Source organism: Trichlorobacter lovleyi (assembly GCF_015239775.1).
Lineage (GTDB): Bacteria > Desulfobacterota > Desulfuromonadia > Geobacterales > Pseudopelobacteraceae > Trichlorobacter > Trichlorobacter lovleyi_B.
Genome location: NZ_CP058409.1, coordinates 1,074,912 through 1,090,832 on the forward strand (window position 1 = coordinate 1,074,912; position 15,921 = coordinate 1,090,832).

Sequence of the window (15,921 nt, forward strand, 5' to 3'; positions counted from 1 at the left end):
AGTGTAGAGTTATAGGAGCCGTCTGTAATCGCAGTGCAGGGCCTCAGCAAGCCGCTTGGCGCTGACAATACCAATAATACGCTTACCGTTCTCCATTTCGCTGATGTGCCGCTGGGGAATGCCGGTTGCTTCTGCAAGCTGTGTCTGGGTCATGCCTTCCCGGTGCCGGAATCCTGATAGGGTTGTGCCAGCCTCATTGCCTGCAAATTCGGGAAAGGCTTCACGCCATGGAATGCTGTCGTCAGCTTCCTGCAGGCCGATCTTGGCAGCGAATGCCCGCAGCTCTTGAACCTTGTTGACTGATCCAATAAATCGAACTGAATCAGTATGGTGCTTTTTCATGCGTTCCAGCATACGTGACCTCCACCAGCTTAATCTTCCCGTCCTTTACTTCCCAGACTGCAACATAGGTTGGATTGCCCTTTTTTAAGTGGCAGTGGTGCCTGGCACTGGAAAGCTTACCGTAGTTCGGCCAGTCTCCACGGACGGGGCCACCGGCTTCAATATCTCCGATCAACGCATACAGGATCTGACGTAGCGTTTTAGGGAGTTTGCTTTTTTGCTTTTCTGCTACGCGTGACAGCTTAACTGTCCAGGTCATAAAATATACCTTTCAGAAGTATAAATCAAGCCTCTGTATTTATCCCCTGTTACCCTGCCTGTCTGATCGGGATAACCTTTGCCCCGGCCTTCAATCCATCCAGGTAATCAGACCATTGCTGCATCATCTGCCGCCGATCCTTAAGGAAAGAGGTTCGATTGTAGGCCCTGCCGTTTGCATCCCTTACCGCGTGGGCTAGTTGATGTTCTATGATGTCGGGACGGAATCCCAGCACTTCATCAAGTATGGTTCGGGCGGTTGCCCTGAATCCGTGGCCAGTCATTTCACTGCCGGTATACCCAAGGCGGCGCAAGGCTGCGGTAATGGCGTTTTCACTCATAGGCCGTAATGGGGTGCGGTGGCAGGGGAAAACGTATTTGCTGTGTCCGGTCAGGGGGTGCAGCTCTCGAAGTATCTGGACGGCTTGAGAGGAGAGGGGGACAAGGTGAAACTGCCCCTTGCGGTCTTGCTTGGTCTGGTTCTTCAGCTTCATTCTTTCAACAGGTATGTTCCATTCAGAAGAATCAAGGTCAAGTTCTGTCCACTCCATGCCCCGCAGTTCCCCTGGGCGGCAAAACAGCATAGGGGAAAGCTGTAAGGCACACTTGACTACAAAGCTTCCCTGAAAGCTGTCTATGGCTCTTAACAGGGGGGCAACTTCTTTCGGGTCTGTCAGTGCCCCGAAGTGCTTTGCTCTTGATGGGGGGAGTGCCCCTCTCAAGTCTGCAGTACAGTCACGGTCTGCCCGGTGTCCGTGGGCTATGGCGTAGCGTAATACCTGGCTGATGATCGTCTTTACCCGGTGAGCGGTCTCAAGTATCCCCCGTGATTCAATCCGTTTCAGAACCTTCAGCACGTCCGGGGCTTTAATCTCTTCAATCGGCATTGCCCCGATATAGGGGAACAGCTCCCTTTCCATCCGGCTAAAGAGCTTGGTGGCGTGGCCGGGAGTCCATTGGTTCTGAAAGGCTCCAAACCATTCCCGTGCTATTACCTCAAAACTGTTTGCGGTCCTGTCTTCACCGGCCTGCTTTTGTGCCTTCTTTAAATTTCCTGGATCGGTACCGTTTGCAACGAGCTTCCGGGCTTCCTCTTTCCGCCTCCTTGCATCTGCCAAAGAGATCTCAGGATAAGAACCAAATGCAATCCGGCGCTCTTTACCTTCAAAGCGGTATTTCATCCGCCAGAGTTTACCGCCTGTTGTTGTAACGAGTAGGTAGAGGCCGCCACCGTCAAACAGATTGTAGGCTTTGTCTTTGGGTTTGGCCTTGGAAACTTGAATGTCGGAGAGGGGTACAATCCTTTTAGGCATGGCGCTTTCCTCCGTTTTGGGGATACCCAAAATGCTATGGGGACATTTTGCCGAAAATATATCCCCAAAAAACGTGGATTCAAGCATATCAATATAGACTTGTATGGACAACACAAAAGAAAAAGCCCTTGAATTTTCAGGGGCTTTTTATCTTATCTGGACTATCCCAGACTGTTTAATGGTGGCTGCTCAGGGACTCGAACCCCGGACCTCACACGTATGAAGCGTATGCTCTAGCCAGCTGAGCTAAGCAGCCATTTGAAAACGCCCCTTCGGTAGACCAAAGAGGCGGTTGGTGATTTGGTTGCGGGGACAGGATTTGAACCTGTGACCTTCGGGTTATGAGCCCGACGAGCTACCAGACTGCTCCACCCCGCGACGTGAGGAATTGAACTTATAGCAGGAACAGCAAGGTGAAGTCAATATAAAATTTACTTATTCCTGATCGGGCAGCACTTTTGCGCCACCGCCTACCCGGCTGGCGATCTCTGCTGCGGCCTCTTTGTCAAGGTGGCGCCCGATACGGAGGCGGTACCAGGTGCCTTTGTCGTTCAGATTGGTTTCTGCAACCGTGGCGCTGTAGCCCTTGGCTGCAAGTTTTGCCTTGGCGTTTTCAGCCTCCTTTGCGTTGGTGAAGGAGGCCACCTGGACCAGAAAACCGGATCCTGCGGTCTTGCTGTCGGGCGCTTTGGCTGCAGCTCCTGCTGCCTGGGGTGGTTGCGGGGCAGGGGAGGGGGCAGGTTTGGGCTTTTCATTGATGCCGCTGCCAAGCACTGTCTGTTTTTGACCCTTGGGCAGGCTTTCAAAGAAGGAAAGCGGCACCTGTCCGGTGGGCGCTGCTGATTGAGCAGGCTGTCCCGGTGCTGCGGCAGGCGCGGTTGCTCCGGGTTGGGCTGGCTGTTGCACCGGTTGTTCTGTTTGCTTTTTGGGGTCCTTTAAGGCTGTTTCAAGGCTCTGTTGCTCCATGGCAGCCCTGAACGCCTTCTTGGCGGCTTTTTGTGAGAAAAACCAGCCGGTGCCAAAACCGGTAATGAATATGACTCCCGCAAGAATACTCCATAACAGCAGGCTGCCGGAGGATGAGCTGTCAGCCTTGCGTGGACTGGCACCAGTGCTTGAACTGCTGGAGCCGTAGGATTGTCGTGGCTCACTATAGTCGATCCGCATGGCTGACCTCCTACATCTTTTCCGGGGCTGATACGCCCAGCAGGGTGAGGGCGTTTTGTATGACCTGTCTGGTGCGTGCCAGCAGGTAGAGCCGCGCAATGCTCAGCGAGGTGTCTTCAGTTACGACCTTGGTCTTGTTGTAATAGCTGTGGAACTGACCGGCCAGTTCGGTCAGGTAGTAGACGATCTTGTGGGGTTCAAACTCCTGAGCAGCGTCATCAACGGTTTCCGGCAGGCTTTCAAGCCATTTGATCAGACGCAGCTCTTCAGGGGTCTCAAGTTGCGCAAGCATCGCGGTATCCGGTGTCTGAGCAGGCAGGTTGATGCCTTTATCGGCCGCATTCTCGAAGATGCTGCAGATACGGGCATGGGCATACTGGATATAGTAGACCGGGTTATCCAGTGATTGCTGCTTGGCAAGGTCTATGTCAAAGACCAGCTGGGAGTCGGGCTTGCGCATCACAAAGAAGAAGCGTGTTGCGTCGCGGCCCACTTCGTCGATCAGATCCCGCAGGGTAACATAGCTGCCGGCACGCTTGGAGATCTTGACCTCTTCGCCACCCCGCATGACCGTGACCATCTGATGCAGGACATATTCCGGCCAGCCCTTGGGAATACCGGCGTTCAGGGCCTGCAGGCCGGCCCGCACCCGGGTGATGGTGCTGTGGTGGTCTGCTCCCTGTTCGTTGACGACCCGCAGGAAGCCGCGCTGCCATTTGTCCAGATGGTAGGCCACATCCGGTACGAAATAGGTGTAGCCGCCGTCGGTCTTGCGCATGACCCGGTCCTTGTCATCACCAAAGTCGGTGGTGCGCAGCCAGAGTGCCCCCTCCTGCTCATAGGTGTGACCGTTGGCAATCATCTGCTGTACTGCTGCCTCAACCTTGCCGTCAGTGTACAGGCTTGATTCGAGGAAATAGTGGTCAAAGCGGACATCAAAGGCCTGCAGATCCTGGTCCTGCTCCCTGCGCAGGGCTGCAACGGCAAAACGCCTGATGGCATCCAGGTCGTCCGGGTTGCCGCTGGCAGTGACCTGCTGGTCTCCGGCAGTAACGGTCTCCCCGGCAAGGTAGGCCGTTGCCACCTCTTTGATGTACTCGCCCTGATAGCCATCTGCAGGCCAGCGCGGGTCGTCGGTTTCAATCCCGAGGCAGCGGGCCTGTACCGACAGGGCCAGGTTGCTGATCTGGGCACCGGCGTCGTTGTAGTAAAATTCCCGGGTGACCTGCCAGCCGGTTGCAGCCAGCAGGCGGCAGAGCACATCACCGATGGCGGCACCCCGGCCATGGCCGATATGGAGCGGCCCGGTGGGGTTGGCACTGACAAACTCAACCTGCGCCTTGCGACCGGCACCGCTGTCCGTGGTGCCGTAGGCCGGGCCGGCCTGCTCAATCAGGGGAAGGCACTGTTGCCAGGCGGCCGGAGCAATAAAAAAGTTGATGAAGCCCGGACCGGCTATTTCAGCCCGGCGAATCAGCCCGTCAGTATCCTGGAGGTGCAACAGCACACTTTCAGCCACCTGACGGGGGGATTTGCGTTCCGGTTTTGCCAGTTGCAGGGCGATGTTGCAGGCAAAATCACCGTGGGCTTCCTGGGCAGGGGTGCCGATAACGACATCGGGGAACTGTTCCGAGTTAAGGACAGCTGCATTACGGGCAGAGACAAGGGCTTGGGTTACCAGTACAGCAAGTTTCTGACGGATCATTGTTGGGGAGCTTCCTTGGAAGAATCATTGGTCGCGGGCAGGTCAGTCGTATCCTGGTCCTTGATGGTGATATCCCGCGAAAAATCAGGGCAGCGGGCACCGCTGTCCGAGACGGAAAAACGTTTTGCACAGGTTGCACGCCAGGCACAGATAATACAGTTTTGTCGTTGCATGGGGTCGTTGCCTCACTTGCTCCCGGACGGCGGAAACTGATAGATGACTTCATTGGGGCGGACCAGCCCCAGCTCTTTGCGGGCAATCCGCTCAAGCTGATGGCGGTCACTGCGCAATGCCTCGATTGAAGAACGCAGCTTCTGATTTTCGATGCGCAGGTCAGCCACGTTATGTTCAATGCGCTGTTTTTCCTGCCGCATCTCGTAAATGCGCAACAGGCCACGTTCGCCGAATACCGTGAAAAACAGGATAAAGGCAAGGCAGATAGCTGGGATCAGCCAGGTGCGGCGTGAGATGCGGATTCCGGTCATGTCAACCCCTGTTACAGCGTGCTGCAAAGTAGTCCGCTGTGGCCTTCAGGCCTGTTTCAAGGTCTACGGATGGTTGCCAGCCAAGTTTCTCCTGCGCCAGGGAGATGTCCGGTCTACGTTGTTTCGGGTCGTCCTGGGGCAGCGGTTTGTATATTATCTTTGATTTTGAGCCGGTTATTGTAATGATTTTTTCAGCAAATTCAAGGATGGTGTTTTCAACCGGGTTCCCCAGGTTGACCGGGCCGATAAAGCCCTGCTCATTTTCCATCATCCTGATCATGCCGTCGATCAGGTCGCTGACGTAGCAGAAGGAGCGGGTCTGCCTGCCTTCGCCAAAGACCGTAATGTCTTCGTTTTTCAGGGCCTGCAGCATGAAGTTGGATACCACCCTGCCGTCGTTTTCCGCCATGCGGGGGCCGTAGGTGTTGAAGATCCGGATGATGCGGATATCAACCTTGTTCTGGCGATGATAGTCCATCATCAGGGTCTCGGCTACCCGCTTGCCTTCATCGTAGCAGCTGCGGATACCGATCGGGTTGACGTTGCCCCAGTATTCCTCCTTCTGGGGGTGGACCTGGGGGTCGCCGTAGACCTCCGAGGTGGAGGCCTGCAGGATGCGGGCCTTGACCCGTTTTGCCATCCCCAGCATGTTGATCATGCCCATCACGCTGGTCTTGACGGTCTTGACCGGGTTGTACTGGTAGTGCACCGGCGAAGCGGGACAGGCCAGATTGTAGATCCGGTCCACCTCCAGCAGGATCGGTTCCACGATGTCGTGGCGGATCAGTTCGAAGCGGTGGTTGTCCATCAGGTGGATGATGTTGTCTTTGCTGCCGGTAAAGAGGTTATCCAGACAGATGACGTCATTGCCTTCGTTCAGCAGCCGTTCACAGAGGTGACTGCCGAGGAACCCCGCGCCGCCGGTGACCAGGATACGCATCAGTTGCTCCCTTCCTGAATGCCGTTGCCGGCCCTGCCGAGCGGGATATAGCGGATATCCATCTCCTGCATCCGGTCCAGTTTATAGAGGTTGCGGCCATCAACAACCAGGGGTTGCTTCAGCAGGCCCTTGATCCGCTCAAAGTCGGGGTTGCGGTATTCATGCCAGTCGGTGATGACCGTCAGGGCATCGGCATTGTTCAGGATCTCGTACTGGTTGCTGCTGTATTCGATCCGGTCGCCGAACAGCTTCTTGGCCTCTGTCAGCGCTTCCGGGTCGTGGGCCCGCACAACGGCCCCGGCAGCCAGCAGGCGTTCGATGATGGTCAGTGATGGCGCTTCACGCATATCATCGGTACGGGGTTTGAAGGAAAGCCCCCAGCAGGCGATGGTGCGACCGGCCAACGGTCTTTCCTTGTCGCCGGAGCCCAGGGCCTTGATCAGCTTGTCGGCCAGGACCTCTTTTTGGCGTTCGTTGGCTTCTTCCACAGCCTTGAGCAGCAGGAAGTCGTAGTTGCACTCTTCGGCCGTGCGGATCAGGGCCTTGACGTCCTTGGGAAAGCAGGAACCGCCGTAGCCCGGGCCGGGAAAGAGGAAGTCGTAGCCGATGCGGGAGTCTGAACCGATCCCTTCCCGGACAGCCGCAACATCGGCCCCCATCCGTTCGCAGAGGTTGGCGATCTGGTTCATGAAGGAGATCCGGGTGGCCAGCATGGCGTTGGCGGCATATTTGGTCATCTCGGCGCTGCGGATATCCATGATGATCAGCCGGTTCTGCTTGCGCATGAACGGGTCGTACAACTCTTTCATGATCTCGGCGGTACGGACGTTGTCGGTGCCGATCACGACCCGGTCAGGCTGCATGAAGTCATCGATGGCAGCGCCTTCCTTGAGGAATTCAGGGTTGGAGACGACATCGAACTCAAGTGATGAACCGCGGGAGGTCAGTTCTTCCTGTACCGCCAGCCGGACCTTGTCAGCCGTGCCAACCGGTACGGTGGATTTGTCAACAATGATCTTGAAGCCGTTCATGTGCTGGCCAATGGTACGGCCAACGGAAAGCACGTACTGCAGGTCAGCGGAACCATCTTCACCGGGCGGCGTGCCAACGGCAATAAACTGGATCAGGGATTGTTCAACCGCTTCAACCATGTCGGTGGTAAAGGAAAGACGGCCTTCAGCCTGGTTGCGCAGGATCAGTTCCTTCAGGCCCGGCTCATAAATCGGAATGATGCCGTTTTTCAGACCTTCAATCTTCTTCTGATCAACATCAACGGCAATGACGGTGTTGCCGCTCTCGGCAAAACAGGCCGCAGCCACCAGACCGACATAACCGGCACCAAATACGGAAATCTTCATCAAGACAGCTCCTTGCAGGGGTGTGTAATTACAGTTTGTTTCTCAGCAGCAACGCCTGGGCATACAGCTCACGCCGCGGCAGGCCGGTTGCCGCGGCCACCAGGGCGGCGGTCTCCTTGACGGTGTGCCCTTTGGCCAGGGCGGCCAGCAACTGTTCTTCCGGAGAGGGCCCCGCCAGTGCGTGTGAAGTCTCGTCGGCAGGTGCAATCAGGATCACCATTTCGCCGCGTTCACGTCCCTCCCGGGCCTGTTCCCGCACCTCACGGGCCGACCCGCGCAGGCACTCCTCATACAGCTTGGTCAGCTCCCGCGTCACCACCACCTGACGGTCCCCCATGATATCGGCGATGTCAGACAGGGTCTCGGCTAGCCGGTGCGGCGCTTCATAGAGCACCAGCGTGCCCTGGGCAGCAGCCAGTGAAGCCAGAAACGACCGACGCTTACCTTCCTTATTCGGCGGAAAGCCGGCAAAAGTAAAGGAATCAGTGGGTAATCCGGCTACAGAAAGTGCCGCTATGGCAGCGCAGGCCCCCGGTATCGGCACAACCTTGATCCCCTCGGCCAGCGCATCCCGCACCAATTGATAGCCCGGGTCAGATATGCAGGGGGTGCCGGCATCGGAGATCAGTGCCACCTGCTTGCCATCCCGCAGGGTTGCCAGGATACGCTCCCCTTTCAGGGATTGGTTGTGATCGTAGTACGAGGTCAGCGTCGTGGTGATGCCGAAATGGGAGAGCAGTTTGCGGGAGTGGCGGGTATCCTCGGCGGCGATCAGATCAGCCTCTTGCAGGGTGCGGACGGCCCGAAAGGTCATGTCTTCAAGATTTCCGATCGGTGTGGCAACAATGTAGAGGGTCCCGGCCATTATTTCAGCGAGCTGATATAGCCCCGGATACCATCCAGGATGCCGTCGGCAGCCAGATCGTGAAAGGATGAGTCCTTCAGGTGGCTCTCTTCGGTGCTGTTGCTGATGAAGGCAACCTCTGTCAGGATGCTGGGCATGCTGGCACCGACCAGCACATAGAAGGGGCCCTGCTTGACACCCAGGTTTTTGGTGTCAGGGTATTTTGACTTGTTGGTTTTGTAGAGCGACTTCTGCACCTCTTCGGCAAGATGGGCTGAATCATTCAGCTTGTAATTAGCCATCAGGTCGAACAGGATCGCCTGCAGCGTGCTGACCTTTTCCAACGAGGTGCCGTTTTCCTTGGCAGCCAGTTGGGCCACCTTTTCGGTCTTGGCCAGATTCAGGTAGTAGGTCTCGATACCGGCAGCGTTTCGATTGGGGGCGGCATTGGCGTGGATTGAGACAAACAGGTCGGCATTGACCTTGTTGGCAATGGCGGTCCGTTCTTCCAGCGGAATAAAGATGTCGGTCGAGCGGGTCATGACCACATCCAGTCCCAGCTCTTCCCGTAATTTTTCGCGCAGTTTCAGGCCAATGGACAGGACCACGTCCTTCTCCTGCAGGCCGGTCTGGCCGACTGCGCCGGGATCATGGCCGCCATGACCCGGGTCCACCACAATCCGGCGAATCTTGGAGATGGCAGGGTGCTTTTTGGTTGATCTGGGAGCCCGTTCCGCCTTTGGCTCCTCCGCAGCGGTCCTGGCGGGGGGGGCAGCAGCGATACCGTCCAGGCTATGACTGGCCAGGGAACTCTCCAGCCGGCTGATCTCCGTTCTCCGGTCACCTCTGACATCGATAATCAGGCGCGCCGGATCTGAAAGGGGAAATATCTTGTAATCGCGGATGTTGTCCGTATCCAGTACCACCCGTACCACTCCCGGCTTGTACAGTGCCGCCCGGACGCCTTTCAGAAGGCCGTCGCCGATCGTGATATCACGCAGGCCGTTGCCCAGCCGGGTGTTTTGAAGGTCAATGAAGATCCGGCCCGGTTTGCCACTGCGACCGGCAGCCTTGTCCAGTTCGTGGCTTTCCCAGGTCACATCGCGGTCAAGGGTAATGGCGATCCGGGTATAGTCCGGGTTTGACCAGTGTTTCAGATCCAAGACCTGGGCCGGTTGCAGTTGAGAGGTTTTGAACTCTTTGGCGGGATTTTTCCGGCTGGTCTTGGCCGCAAGGTCAGCCGGGGCAAAGGCTGTCAAGGTCAGCAGGGTCAGCAGTAGAAATATGCATGCTCTCGGTCTGATCATCACACCATTTTCTTTAATTCATCCAGCAGATTCAAAGCTTCCAACGGTGTCATAGCAGAAATGTTCAGTTTTTTCAACCGTTCACGCAGCAGAGTAGGTTTGATTGTGTTTGAAATGCATAAACCAATTTGCCGGAAAGCCTGTTATTGGTGTGATGCCTGGTTCACCATTGCTCGGTTTTGATTTCCTTGATCTGATGAAAATGCTGATCACGGGTAACCAGAATGAGTTGATGCTGTTTGGCAAGGGCTGCTATCCAGATATCGTTTTCAGGGATAGGAGTGCCTTTGGCTCTCAGGTGCTCCTTGATTCGACCGTAATAGCGGGCTGTCTCTGCATCGCAGGCGAGAACCGCACTTTTCAGGGCAAAGGAGTCTATCCGTGCTCCATTTGCTTTGCTGTGTGTAGATTTGGCCGCACCAAAGTAAAGCTCACCAAGCACAATGGACGGGATGAAGATCCGGGGGGAGGCAGAGAGTTGGGCAATAATGGTTGAGTCGCTTGCAAAGAGTCCAATGACGATGTTGGTGTCAAGGAGATAGCTACCACTCATGATGGTCAACCTGCTCACATCCCTCTTGAATAGCCTGTGACATTGCTGCAAGGTCGTCAGCCGGGATGGTTCCGGCAAAGGAGAGCAGGCTTGAACCGGATGCCCCGCTGGGTGAGCTCATTTCCAAGGCACGCGCAAACTGAAGCACTTGACATTGTTGTGTTAGCGGCAAGCGGTTCATTTGTTGCAGAAATTCATTTTTGAGCGCAAGTGCAGTCATTGGTCACCTCCTGTTACCGTATAGCTGAATAGTTCTATACCATGCAGCAGAGCGATACTAAAAGTGATTTTCATGCCATCCGCTTTAACTCATCCAACAAATTCAATGCCTCAAGCGGTGTTAGAGTATTGGTGTTCAGTTTTTTCAACCGTTCACGCAGCAGATCCCCCTGCGGTTCAAACAGTGAATACTGTCTGGTTTCCTTTTTGGGCGGTGCGATGCTGCTCTTGGAGAGACGTGGCGCCCCCTGCTCGAACTCGCCTTCTTCCAGCGTTTTCAAGACCTCGCGGGCCCGTTCGATCACATCAACCGGCATGCCGGCCAGGCGGGCCACCTGGATGCCGTAGGAGTGGGAGGCGGCACCGGGAATGATGGTGCGCAGGAAAATCACCTGATCGTTCCACTCCTTGACCGCCACGGTCAGGTTGGTGATCCCTTCACGGGTGGCGGCCAGATCGGCCAGTTCGTGGTAGTGGGTGGCAAACAGGGTGCGGGCCTTGCAACGTCCGGTGTCATGCAGGTATTCCGCCACGGCCCAGGCGATCGAGAGGCCGTCAAAGGTGGAGGTGCCGCGGCCGATCTCATCCAGCACCACCAGGCTTTTGGTGGTGGCGCTGCGCAGGATATGGGCGGTCTCCATCATCTCAACCATGAAGGTAGACTGTCCGCGGGCAAGATTGTCACCGGCGCCGACCCGGGTGAAGATCTGGTCGGCAATGCCGATGGTCGCTCTGCTGGCCGGTACAAAGGAGCCGACCTGGGCCATCAGGGTAATCAGGGCCACCTGGCGCATGTAGGTGGATTTACCGGCCATATTGGGGCCGGTGATCATCAGCAGCTGGTGTTGCTCTTGGTCCAGGCGGGTGTCGTTGGGGACAAAACGTTCTCCCAGGTTCATCGCCTCCACCACCGGATGGCGCCCCTCAATGATTTCGAGGGTGTCACCGTCATCCACCACCGGCTTGCAGTAATCCCGTTCCTGGGCCACCAGAGCCAGGGAGGCCAGGACATCGAGGGTCGCCAGGGCCGCAGCGGTACGGCTGATCCTGCCCCCCTGGGCGGCGGTCCGTTCCCGTACCTCCTGGAACAGGGTGTATTCCAGTTCGCAGATCCGGTCCTCGGCTCCCAGTACCTTTTCCTCGTAGCTCTTCAGCTCTTCGGTGATGTAACGCTCACCGGTGGCGATGGTCTGGCGGCGGATGTAGTTGTCCGGCACGCTGGAGAGGTTGGATTTGGTTACCTCGATGTAGTAGCCGAATACCTTGTTGTAACGGATCTTCAGTGAACTGATCCCGGTCCGGTCGCGTTCCTGGGCCTCCATCCGGGCGATGTAGCCCTTGCCTTCACGGCTGATGGCGCGCAGTTCGTCCAGTTCGGCATGGTAACCATCGGCGATGATGCCGCCTTCCCGCAACGAAAAGGGGGGGGCCGAGGCAATGGCCTGATTGATCAGGCTGCGTATATCCTGCAGCGGGTCCAGCTCTTCGGTCAGATCCCGCAACAGCGGGGCAGTGGCCTCCGTTAGCGCCAGCCTGATCTGCGGTACCTGCTCCAGCGAGTCATGCAGTGAGCGCAGGTCGCGGCCACCGGCACCGGCCATGCTGACCCGGCCGTTCAGGCGTTCCAGGTCATGTACCCCTTTCAGCTGTTCCCGCAACCGCTCCTGCAGCGCCGGGTTCTCTTTCAGCTCCTCCACCGCCTCAAGACGCCGCCTGATCGGTGCCACCTGAACCAGCGGGTAGGAGAGCCACTGTTTGAGGGTGCGGGCCCCCATGGCGGTGGCTGTGCGATCCAGACAGCCCAGCAGCGACCCGTTCTTCTTGTTGTCGGTCATGGTGGCGGTCAGCTCAAGGTTGCGACGGGTGGCCGGGTCAAGGGCCAGATGGTCATTCTGACGTACAATGGTCAGATCCCGCAGGTGGGGCAGCGTGGCATGGCGGTTTTCCTGCAGGTAATGCAACACCATACCGGTTGCCAGGAGCGCCTCTGACAGGTCAGCGGCGGTCAGCCCCAGCATCTCCGGCGAGGCCACCCCGAACTGGCTGCAAATCAGTTTGGCGCTGTAATCCTTGTCCAGCACCCAGTCTGCCACCGCGGCCCGGGGGCGGTCTCCGGCCACCAGGGCCAGTTCCGGCGGCAGCTCACGGCGCAGCTGGTCCGGCAGCAGCAGCTCACGGGGGGTGATGGATGCCAGCAGGGTTGCGGCTCCGGCCAGGTTGTCGCTGTTGGCGGTGCGGAATTCGCCGGTGGAGAGATCGAGCCAGGCGCAACCCCAGCGCTGACCGCTGCTGCAGAGGGCCAGCAGGAACGAGTTTTCGTCAGGTACCAGCGACTCGCTTTCAGTCACCAGGGCCGGCGTGACCACCTTGACCACATCCCGTTTGACAATCCCTTTGGTCTGTTTGGGGTCTTCGATCTGTTCGCAGACCGCCACCCGGTAGCCCGCCTCCACCAGCCGGGCGATATAGGGCTGGGCCGAGTGAAACGGCACACCGCAGAACGGAATCTCATCGGCACTATTCTTGTTGCGGGAGGTAAGGGTAATATCCAGAATGCGGGAAGCGATCAGGGCATCATCCAGAAACATCTCGTAGAAGTCTCCCATGCGGAAGAACAGGATGCTTTCAGGATGCTGGGCCTTGATTTCAAGGTATTGTCGCATCATGGGGGTCTGAAGGGCTGAACTCATGGCATGGTTTGTAGCATACAGGCGCTTGCCATTGCAAGGAGACGAGGCCCGGTGTATAGGTGGGTCACTCAAATCCAGCTGGAGGGGGAAAACCATGAGGGTTCTGATTCAGTACTGCGCATCCTGAGGACAGCAGCAACTGGCGGCAGGTCTTGCCGCTGAACTTGAGAAAAATCTGGACGGCGTAACGGTAGAGATTGAACGTGGTCCCAAACAGAGTGAACTGGCGGTGCTGGTGGATGGTGAGCAGATCTTCTCCCGGCTGGAGCAGATGCGCTACCCAACGGCACCTGAGCTGATAGCGGCCTGCCGCAGCCGTCAGTAATCTCTTCTTTCTACAAGCTGATTGCCTGATCCAGGCAGAACTCTACGCAGAGCCCGCAGCCGGTGCAGCGTTCCTGCAGAAACGCCGGGTGCTCTTCCTGATCGGTGATCACCAAAGCACCGGTGGGACAGATGGCTGCACAGCCCTGACAGGCGCTGCAGGCGGTGTTGAAGCTGAGGTTGTGATCAAACTGTTGTGCTGCCGCCTGGATCTCTTCTGGTAATGAGCGGCGTGTCCGGTTCAGCAGTTCCCTTCTTTGGGGCAGCCGTTTGTCTCCATAACTGCTGTTGCGTTCCACCGGCCTTGCGTTGGACTGCACGACTTCCGCGGCGGCCTGAAACAGCGAGTTGCGGAAGGACCTGAAGAAGCTGCGACGGTCAACGCTTTCAGGCTGGTACTGCAGTTCTGTCTGAGCCGTTGCCGTGACAAGCTCGCAGCCACCTGTGGTCAGCCCGCTGGCCGTTATCCGCTGCAGCCGTTCCTTCAGCACCGCCAACATGCTGTTGTTGGGACAGTCATTGCAGTGAGCCAGATTCAGGGTCAGGGTGCCGCTTAAGCTGCGGCACAGTGCCAGCAGGTGTTCTTCGGCAAGTCCTCCCAGACAGGGTAGCCAGGCATGTGCCTGTTCTCTGGTGCGGCAGCAGCCCAGAACCGGCTCTGGTACTTTTCTGAGTTGCGGGATGATGGTCTGAAAGTCAGCCTGCTGTTCAACTGCGCCGGAGGGGCAGACGGTGGTGCAGAGTAGGCAGCCGCTACACTGATCATGGCTGATGGCAAGCCCTTCTTCCAGTGACAGGGCTGCGGCAGGGCAGATGGCGCGGCAACGCTCGCAGCTGCTGTCGCTGAAGCGTATTCGCAGGCAGCGGGATGGCTCGATCTGCAGATCATCCCGGCTGCCTGTCTGTTTTTGTCGTTCTGATTTGTCAGGCATGGGCGGCTGCATTCAGGCTACGGGCATCGGCACGGATGAAAGCAGCTGTGCAGCGGGCAAGCGCCTGATAAAACGGGGCCTCAGCATCGTCAATGATCGCATCGGTAAACGGCTCAAACCAGGGTAGCAGGAAGGTGCCCAGGAATTCACGTTGCAGGTCTCGCAGCCGGTCAGCCTCCCGGGGGACTCCGGCAGCAGCGGCTTCCCGCTGCCTGAAGGCCAGGTACGACATGAACTCCAGCTCAACGGCAAAGTGATCCGGCAGCTCATGGAAGTCATCGGCCAGATGCAGGCCGTTGGCGTGGTAGAAGGCAGCCACCTTTGCCGTGGAATCCCCCATCACGGACTTGTGCTGATCCAGCCAGACTGATCCATAGGGTGGGGCTACCAGTTTAAACGGTCCCATAAAAAGGCGGGCATGTTCCACCAGCAGCTCATCAAGACGGATTTTGTGTAAGAGTTCAGCGGCTTCTGCGGCAGAAGCTGCTGCATCTGGCGCCATGTCCGACAACAGGCCGGCCAGGGAAGTGCAACAGTTTTCTTCAAACAGGGCCTGGTTGGGGGAGTAGTAACAGGCTGCCAGCAGCCGATAGCTGTCTTCGCGGCCGGTGGTGGCGGTTTGTTCCGGCATGGTGGCTCCTTACCAAAGCGGGATGGGGCTGTTGCCCCACCCCGATAGCACAGTCAGCTGTCAAACGTTACGATCAGATCCTTACCGTTGTTTTGAAGGAACGGATATAGGCCACATTGGGCCTGGTCTTTTTCTCTTCCTTCAGGCGTACCGCCTTGTATTTCTTGAGCAGCTTTGCCGGTTCTGATGAGGCGTCGTTCAGGTCGCCGAAGACACGCGCCCCGGAGGGACAGACCGTTACACAGGTGGGCTGCTCACCCTTTGCCACACGGTGGGCACAGAAGATACACTTTTCAACCACACCCTGCTTGCGGATGCTGGCGTAATCGGGGTGGCTGTACTTGTTGTGGTTGGGGATGACATCGCCGGCAGCCTTGGCCGTCTCCGCACCGGAGGCGGTGCAGCCCCTGATCAGTTCGGTGGTGTCACGGGAGGCCTTGTGCGGGGCCTCGGTGCCACTGTTGGCGCTGATCACCGAATACTCGGCCTTTTCCTTTGACGCATCCATGGCACTGTAGGGGCAGGCCTTCTGGCAGCGGCGGCAGCCGATGCAGCGTTCATCATTATGCATGGTGATGCCGTCCGGCGTCTTGAACATCGCCTTGGGTTTCACCGGGCAGGCCTTGACGCAGGGAGCGTCACTGCAGTGGTTGCAGAGCACCGGAATCGCTGAAAAGCTAACCTTGGGAAATTTCCCCTCTTCTTTGTAGATGAAGTCGGCCCAGTTAAAGGTCTGGCCGTTTGTGCGGGCCTGGGTGTTGTTCTCGGTCTTGCAGCCCAGGGCGCAGGCGCCGCAGCCGACACATTTTTGCAGGTCAATGACCATTCCGTATTGTTTTGCCATCTGTGAGAT

General features: G+C 57.4%; 18 protein-coding genes and 2 tRNA genes. 1 reads left to right on the forward strand and 19 read right to left on the reverse strand.

Going from position 1 to position 15,921, the window contains the following annotated elements; genetic code table 11:
• Nucleotides 1-9 precede the first annotated feature (9 nt).
• The 16 genes from FY034_RS04870 to mutS all read right to left on the reverse strand — a co-directional run bounded on the left by FY034_RS04870 (nt 10) and on the right by mutS (nt 13,181).
• On the reverse strand, nt 10-354 hold the full coding sequence (locus FY034_RS04870) for a helix-turn-helix domain-containing protein (protein ID WP_012469204.1): 345 nt from the start codon (nt 352-354) through the stop codon (nt 10-12).
• Nucleotides 323-601 (reverse strand): type II toxin-antitoxin system RelE family toxin, encoded by a 279-nt coding sequence (locus FY034_RS04875; protein ID WP_265554188.1) that lies wholly within the window; start codon nt 599-601, stop codon nt 323-325. The genes FY034_RS04870 and FY034_RS04875 overlap by 32 nt, the downstream gene beginning before the upstream one ends.
• Before the next feature lie 49 nt (nt 602-650).
• Nucleotides 651-1,913: a tyrosine-type recombinase/integrase gene (locus FY034_RS04880; RefSeq protein WP_265554189.1), complete on the reverse strand. Its 1,263-nt coding sequence runs from the start codon at nt 1,911-1,913 to the stop codon at nt 651-653.
• A gap of 179 nt (nt 1,914-2,092) precedes the next feature.
• Nucleotides 2,093-2,169 (reverse strand) — tRNA-Met (locus tag FY034_RS04885).
• A 45-nt stretch (nt 2,170-2,214) separates the two neighbouring features.
• Nucleotides 2,215-2,291: transfer RNA gene (locus FY034_RS04890), tRNA-Met, on the reverse strand.
• Nucleotides 2,292-2,348: 57 nt separating this feature from the next.
• Entirely contained in the window at nt 2,349-3,080 is a 732-nt protein-coding gene (locus FY034_RS04895; RefSeq protein WP_265554190.1) for an SPOR domain-containing protein, read from the reverse strand.
• A 10-nt stretch (nt 3,081-3,090) separates the two neighbouring features.
• A complete protein-coding gene (gene argS, locus FY034_RS04900) occupies nt 3,091-4,782 on the reverse strand; it encodes an arginine--tRNA ligase (RefSeq protein WP_416222779.1) in 1,692 nt (563 codons plus the stop codon).
• Complete coding sequence (locus FY034_RS04905) at nt 4,782-4,958, reverse strand: hypothetical protein (RefSeq protein ID WP_265554192.1); 177 nt, start codon at nt 4,956-4,958, stop codon at nt 4,782-4,784. The genes argS and FY034_RS04905 overlap by 1 nt, the downstream gene beginning before the upstream one ends.
• 12 nt (nt 4,959-4,970) lie before the next feature.
• On the reverse strand, nt 4,971-5,270 hold the full coding sequence (locus tag FY034_RS04910; RefSeq protein ID WP_265554193.1) for an FtsB family cell division protein: 300 nt from the start codon (nt 5,268-5,270) through the stop codon (nt 4,971-4,973).
• Between the two features lies 1 nt (nt 5,271).
• Nucleotides 5,272-6,210 carry a UDP-glucuronic acid decarboxylase family protein gene (locus FY034_RS04915; RefSeq protein ID WP_265554194.1) on the reverse strand — a complete coding sequence of 313 codons (939 nt, stop codon included), beginning with the start codon at nt 6,208-6,210 and terminating at the stop codon, nt 5,272-5,274.
• Nucleotides 6,210-7,568 (reverse strand): UDP-glucose dehydrogenase family protein, encoded by a 1,359-nt coding sequence (locus FY034_RS04920; RefSeq protein WP_265554197.1) that lies wholly within the window; start codon nt 7,566-7,568, stop codon nt 6,210-6,212. Before FY034_RS04920 ends, FY034_RS04915 begins: the two co-directional genes overlap by 1 nt.
• 28 nt (nt 7,569-7,596) lie before the next feature.
• The gene (gene rsmI / locus FY034_RS04925; protein ID WP_265554199.1) at nt 7,597-8,433 is read right to left on the reverse strand and encodes a 16S rRNA (cytidine(1402)-2'-O)-methyltransferase; all 837 of its coding nucleotides are present in this window, start codon (nt 8,431-8,433) and stop codon (nt 7,597-7,599) included.
• A complete protein-coding gene (locus tag FY034_RS04930) occupies nt 8,433-9,722 on the reverse strand; it encodes an N-acetylmuramoyl-L-alanine amidase (RefSeq protein ID WP_265554200.1) in 1,290 nt (429 codons plus the stop codon). Before FY034_RS04930 ends, rsmI begins: the two co-directional genes overlap by 1 nt.
• Before the next feature lie 160 nt (nt 9,723-9,882).
• Entirely contained in the window at nt 9,883-10,272 is a 390-nt protein-coding gene (locus tag FY034_RS04935; protein ID WP_265554202.1) for a type II toxin-antitoxin system VapC family toxin, read from the reverse strand.
• Complete coding sequence (locus tag FY034_RS04940; protein ID WP_265554203.1) at nt 10,262-10,492, reverse strand: hypothetical protein; 231 nt, start codon at nt 10,490-10,492, stop codon at nt 10,262-10,264. Before FY034_RS04940 ends, FY034_RS04935 begins: the two co-directional genes overlap by 11 nt.
• A 70-nt stretch (nt 10,493-10,562) precedes the next feature.
• Complete coding sequence (gene mutS, locus FY034_RS04945) at nt 10,563-13,181, reverse strand: DNA mismatch repair protein MutS (protein WP_265554204.1); 2,619 nt, start codon at nt 13,179-13,181, stop codon at nt 10,563-10,565.
• A 139-nt stretch (nt 13,182-13,320) separates the two neighbouring features.
• On the opposite strand from mutS, the gene FY034_RS19025 reads away from it, so the two are divergent.
• Nucleotides 13,321-13,506, forward strand: coding sequence for an Rdx family protein (locus FY034_RS19025; protein WP_408059141.1), 186 nt, complete (start codon nt 13,321-13,323; stop codon nt 13,504-13,506).
• Between the two features lie 10 nt (nt 13,507-13,516).
• Here FY034_RS19025 and FY034_RS04950 read toward each other — a convergent pair whose 3' ends face one another.
• From FY034_RS04950 to FY034_RS04960, 3 genes are all read right to left on the reverse strand, one after another.
• Entirely contained in the window at nt 13,517-14,437 is a 921-nt protein-coding gene (locus tag FY034_RS04950; protein WP_265554205.1) for a 4Fe-4S dicluster domain-containing protein, read from the reverse strand.
• Nucleotides 14,430-15,068, reverse strand: a complete 639-nt coding sequence (locus FY034_RS04955) for a TorD/DmsD family molecular chaperone (protein ID WP_265554206.1) — start codon at nt 15,066-15,068, stop codon at nt 14,430-14,432. Before FY034_RS04955 ends, FY034_RS04950 begins: the two co-directional genes overlap by 8 nt.
• 73 nt (nt 15,069-15,141) lie before the next feature.
• Entirely contained in the window at nt 15,142-15,912 is a 771-nt protein-coding gene (locus FY034_RS04960; protein ID WP_265554208.1) for a 4Fe-4S dicluster domain-containing protein, read from the reverse strand.
• Nucleotides 15,913-15,921 lie beyond the last annotated feature (9 nt).

Coding starts and splice junctions, on each gene's coding strand:
- FY034_RS04870 (WP_012469204.1), bottom strand. CDS start 354: ATGCTGGAACGCATGAAAAAGCACCATACTGATTCAGTTCGATTTATT.
- FY034_RS04875 (WP_265554188.1), bottom strand. CDS start 601: ATGACCTGGACAGTTAAGCTGTCACGCGTAGCAGAAAAGCAAAAAAGC.
- FY034_RS04880 (WP_265554189.1), bottom strand. CDS start 1,913: ATGCCTAAAAGGATTGTACCCCTCTCCGACATTCAAGTTTCCAAGGCC.
- FY034_RS04895 (WP_265554190.1), bottom strand. CDS start 3,080: ATGCGGATCGACTATAGTGAGCCACGACAATCCTACGGCTCCAGCAGT.
- FY034_RS04905 (WP_265554192.1), bottom strand. CDS start 4,958: ATGCAACGACAAAACTGTATTATCTGTGCCTGGCGTGCAACCTGTGCA.
- FY034_RS04910 (WP_265554193.1), bottom strand. CDS start 5,270: ATGACCGGAATCCGCATCTCACGCCGCACCTGGCTGATCCCAGCTATC.
- FY034_RS04915 (WP_265554194.1), bottom strand. CDS start 6,210: ATGCGTATCCTGGTCACCGGCGGCGCGGGGTTCCTCGGCAGTCACCTC.
- FY034_RS04920 (WP_265554197.1), bottom strand. CDS start 7,568: ATGAAGATTTCCGTATTTGGTGCCGGTTATGTCGGTCTGGTGGCTGCG.
- rsmI (WP_265554199.1), bottom strand. CDS start 8,433: ATGGCCGGGACCCTCTACATTGTTGCCACACCGATCGGAAATCTTGAA.
- FY034_RS04935 (WP_265554202.1), bottom strand. CDS start 10,272: ATGAGTGGTAGCTATCTCCTTGACACCAACATCGTCATTGGACTCTTT.
- FY034_RS04940 (WP_265554203.1), bottom strand. CDS start 10,492: ATGACTGCACTTGCGCTCAAAAATGAATTTCTGCAACAAATGAACCGC.
- mutS (WP_265554204.1), bottom strand. CDS start 13,181: ATGAGTTCAGCCCTTCAGACCCCCATGATGCGACAATACCTTGAAATC.
- FY034_RS04950 (WP_265554205.1), bottom strand. CDS start 14,437: ATGCCTGACAAATCAGAACGACAAAAACAGACAGGCAGCCGGGATGAT.
- FY034_RS04955 (WP_265554206.1), bottom strand. CDS start 15,068: ATGCCGGAACAAACCGCCACCACCGGCCGCGAAGACAGCTATCGGCTG.
- FY034_RS04960 (WP_265554208.1), bottom strand. CDS start 15,912: ATGGCAAAACAATACGGAATGGTCATTGACCTGCAAAAATGTGTCGGC.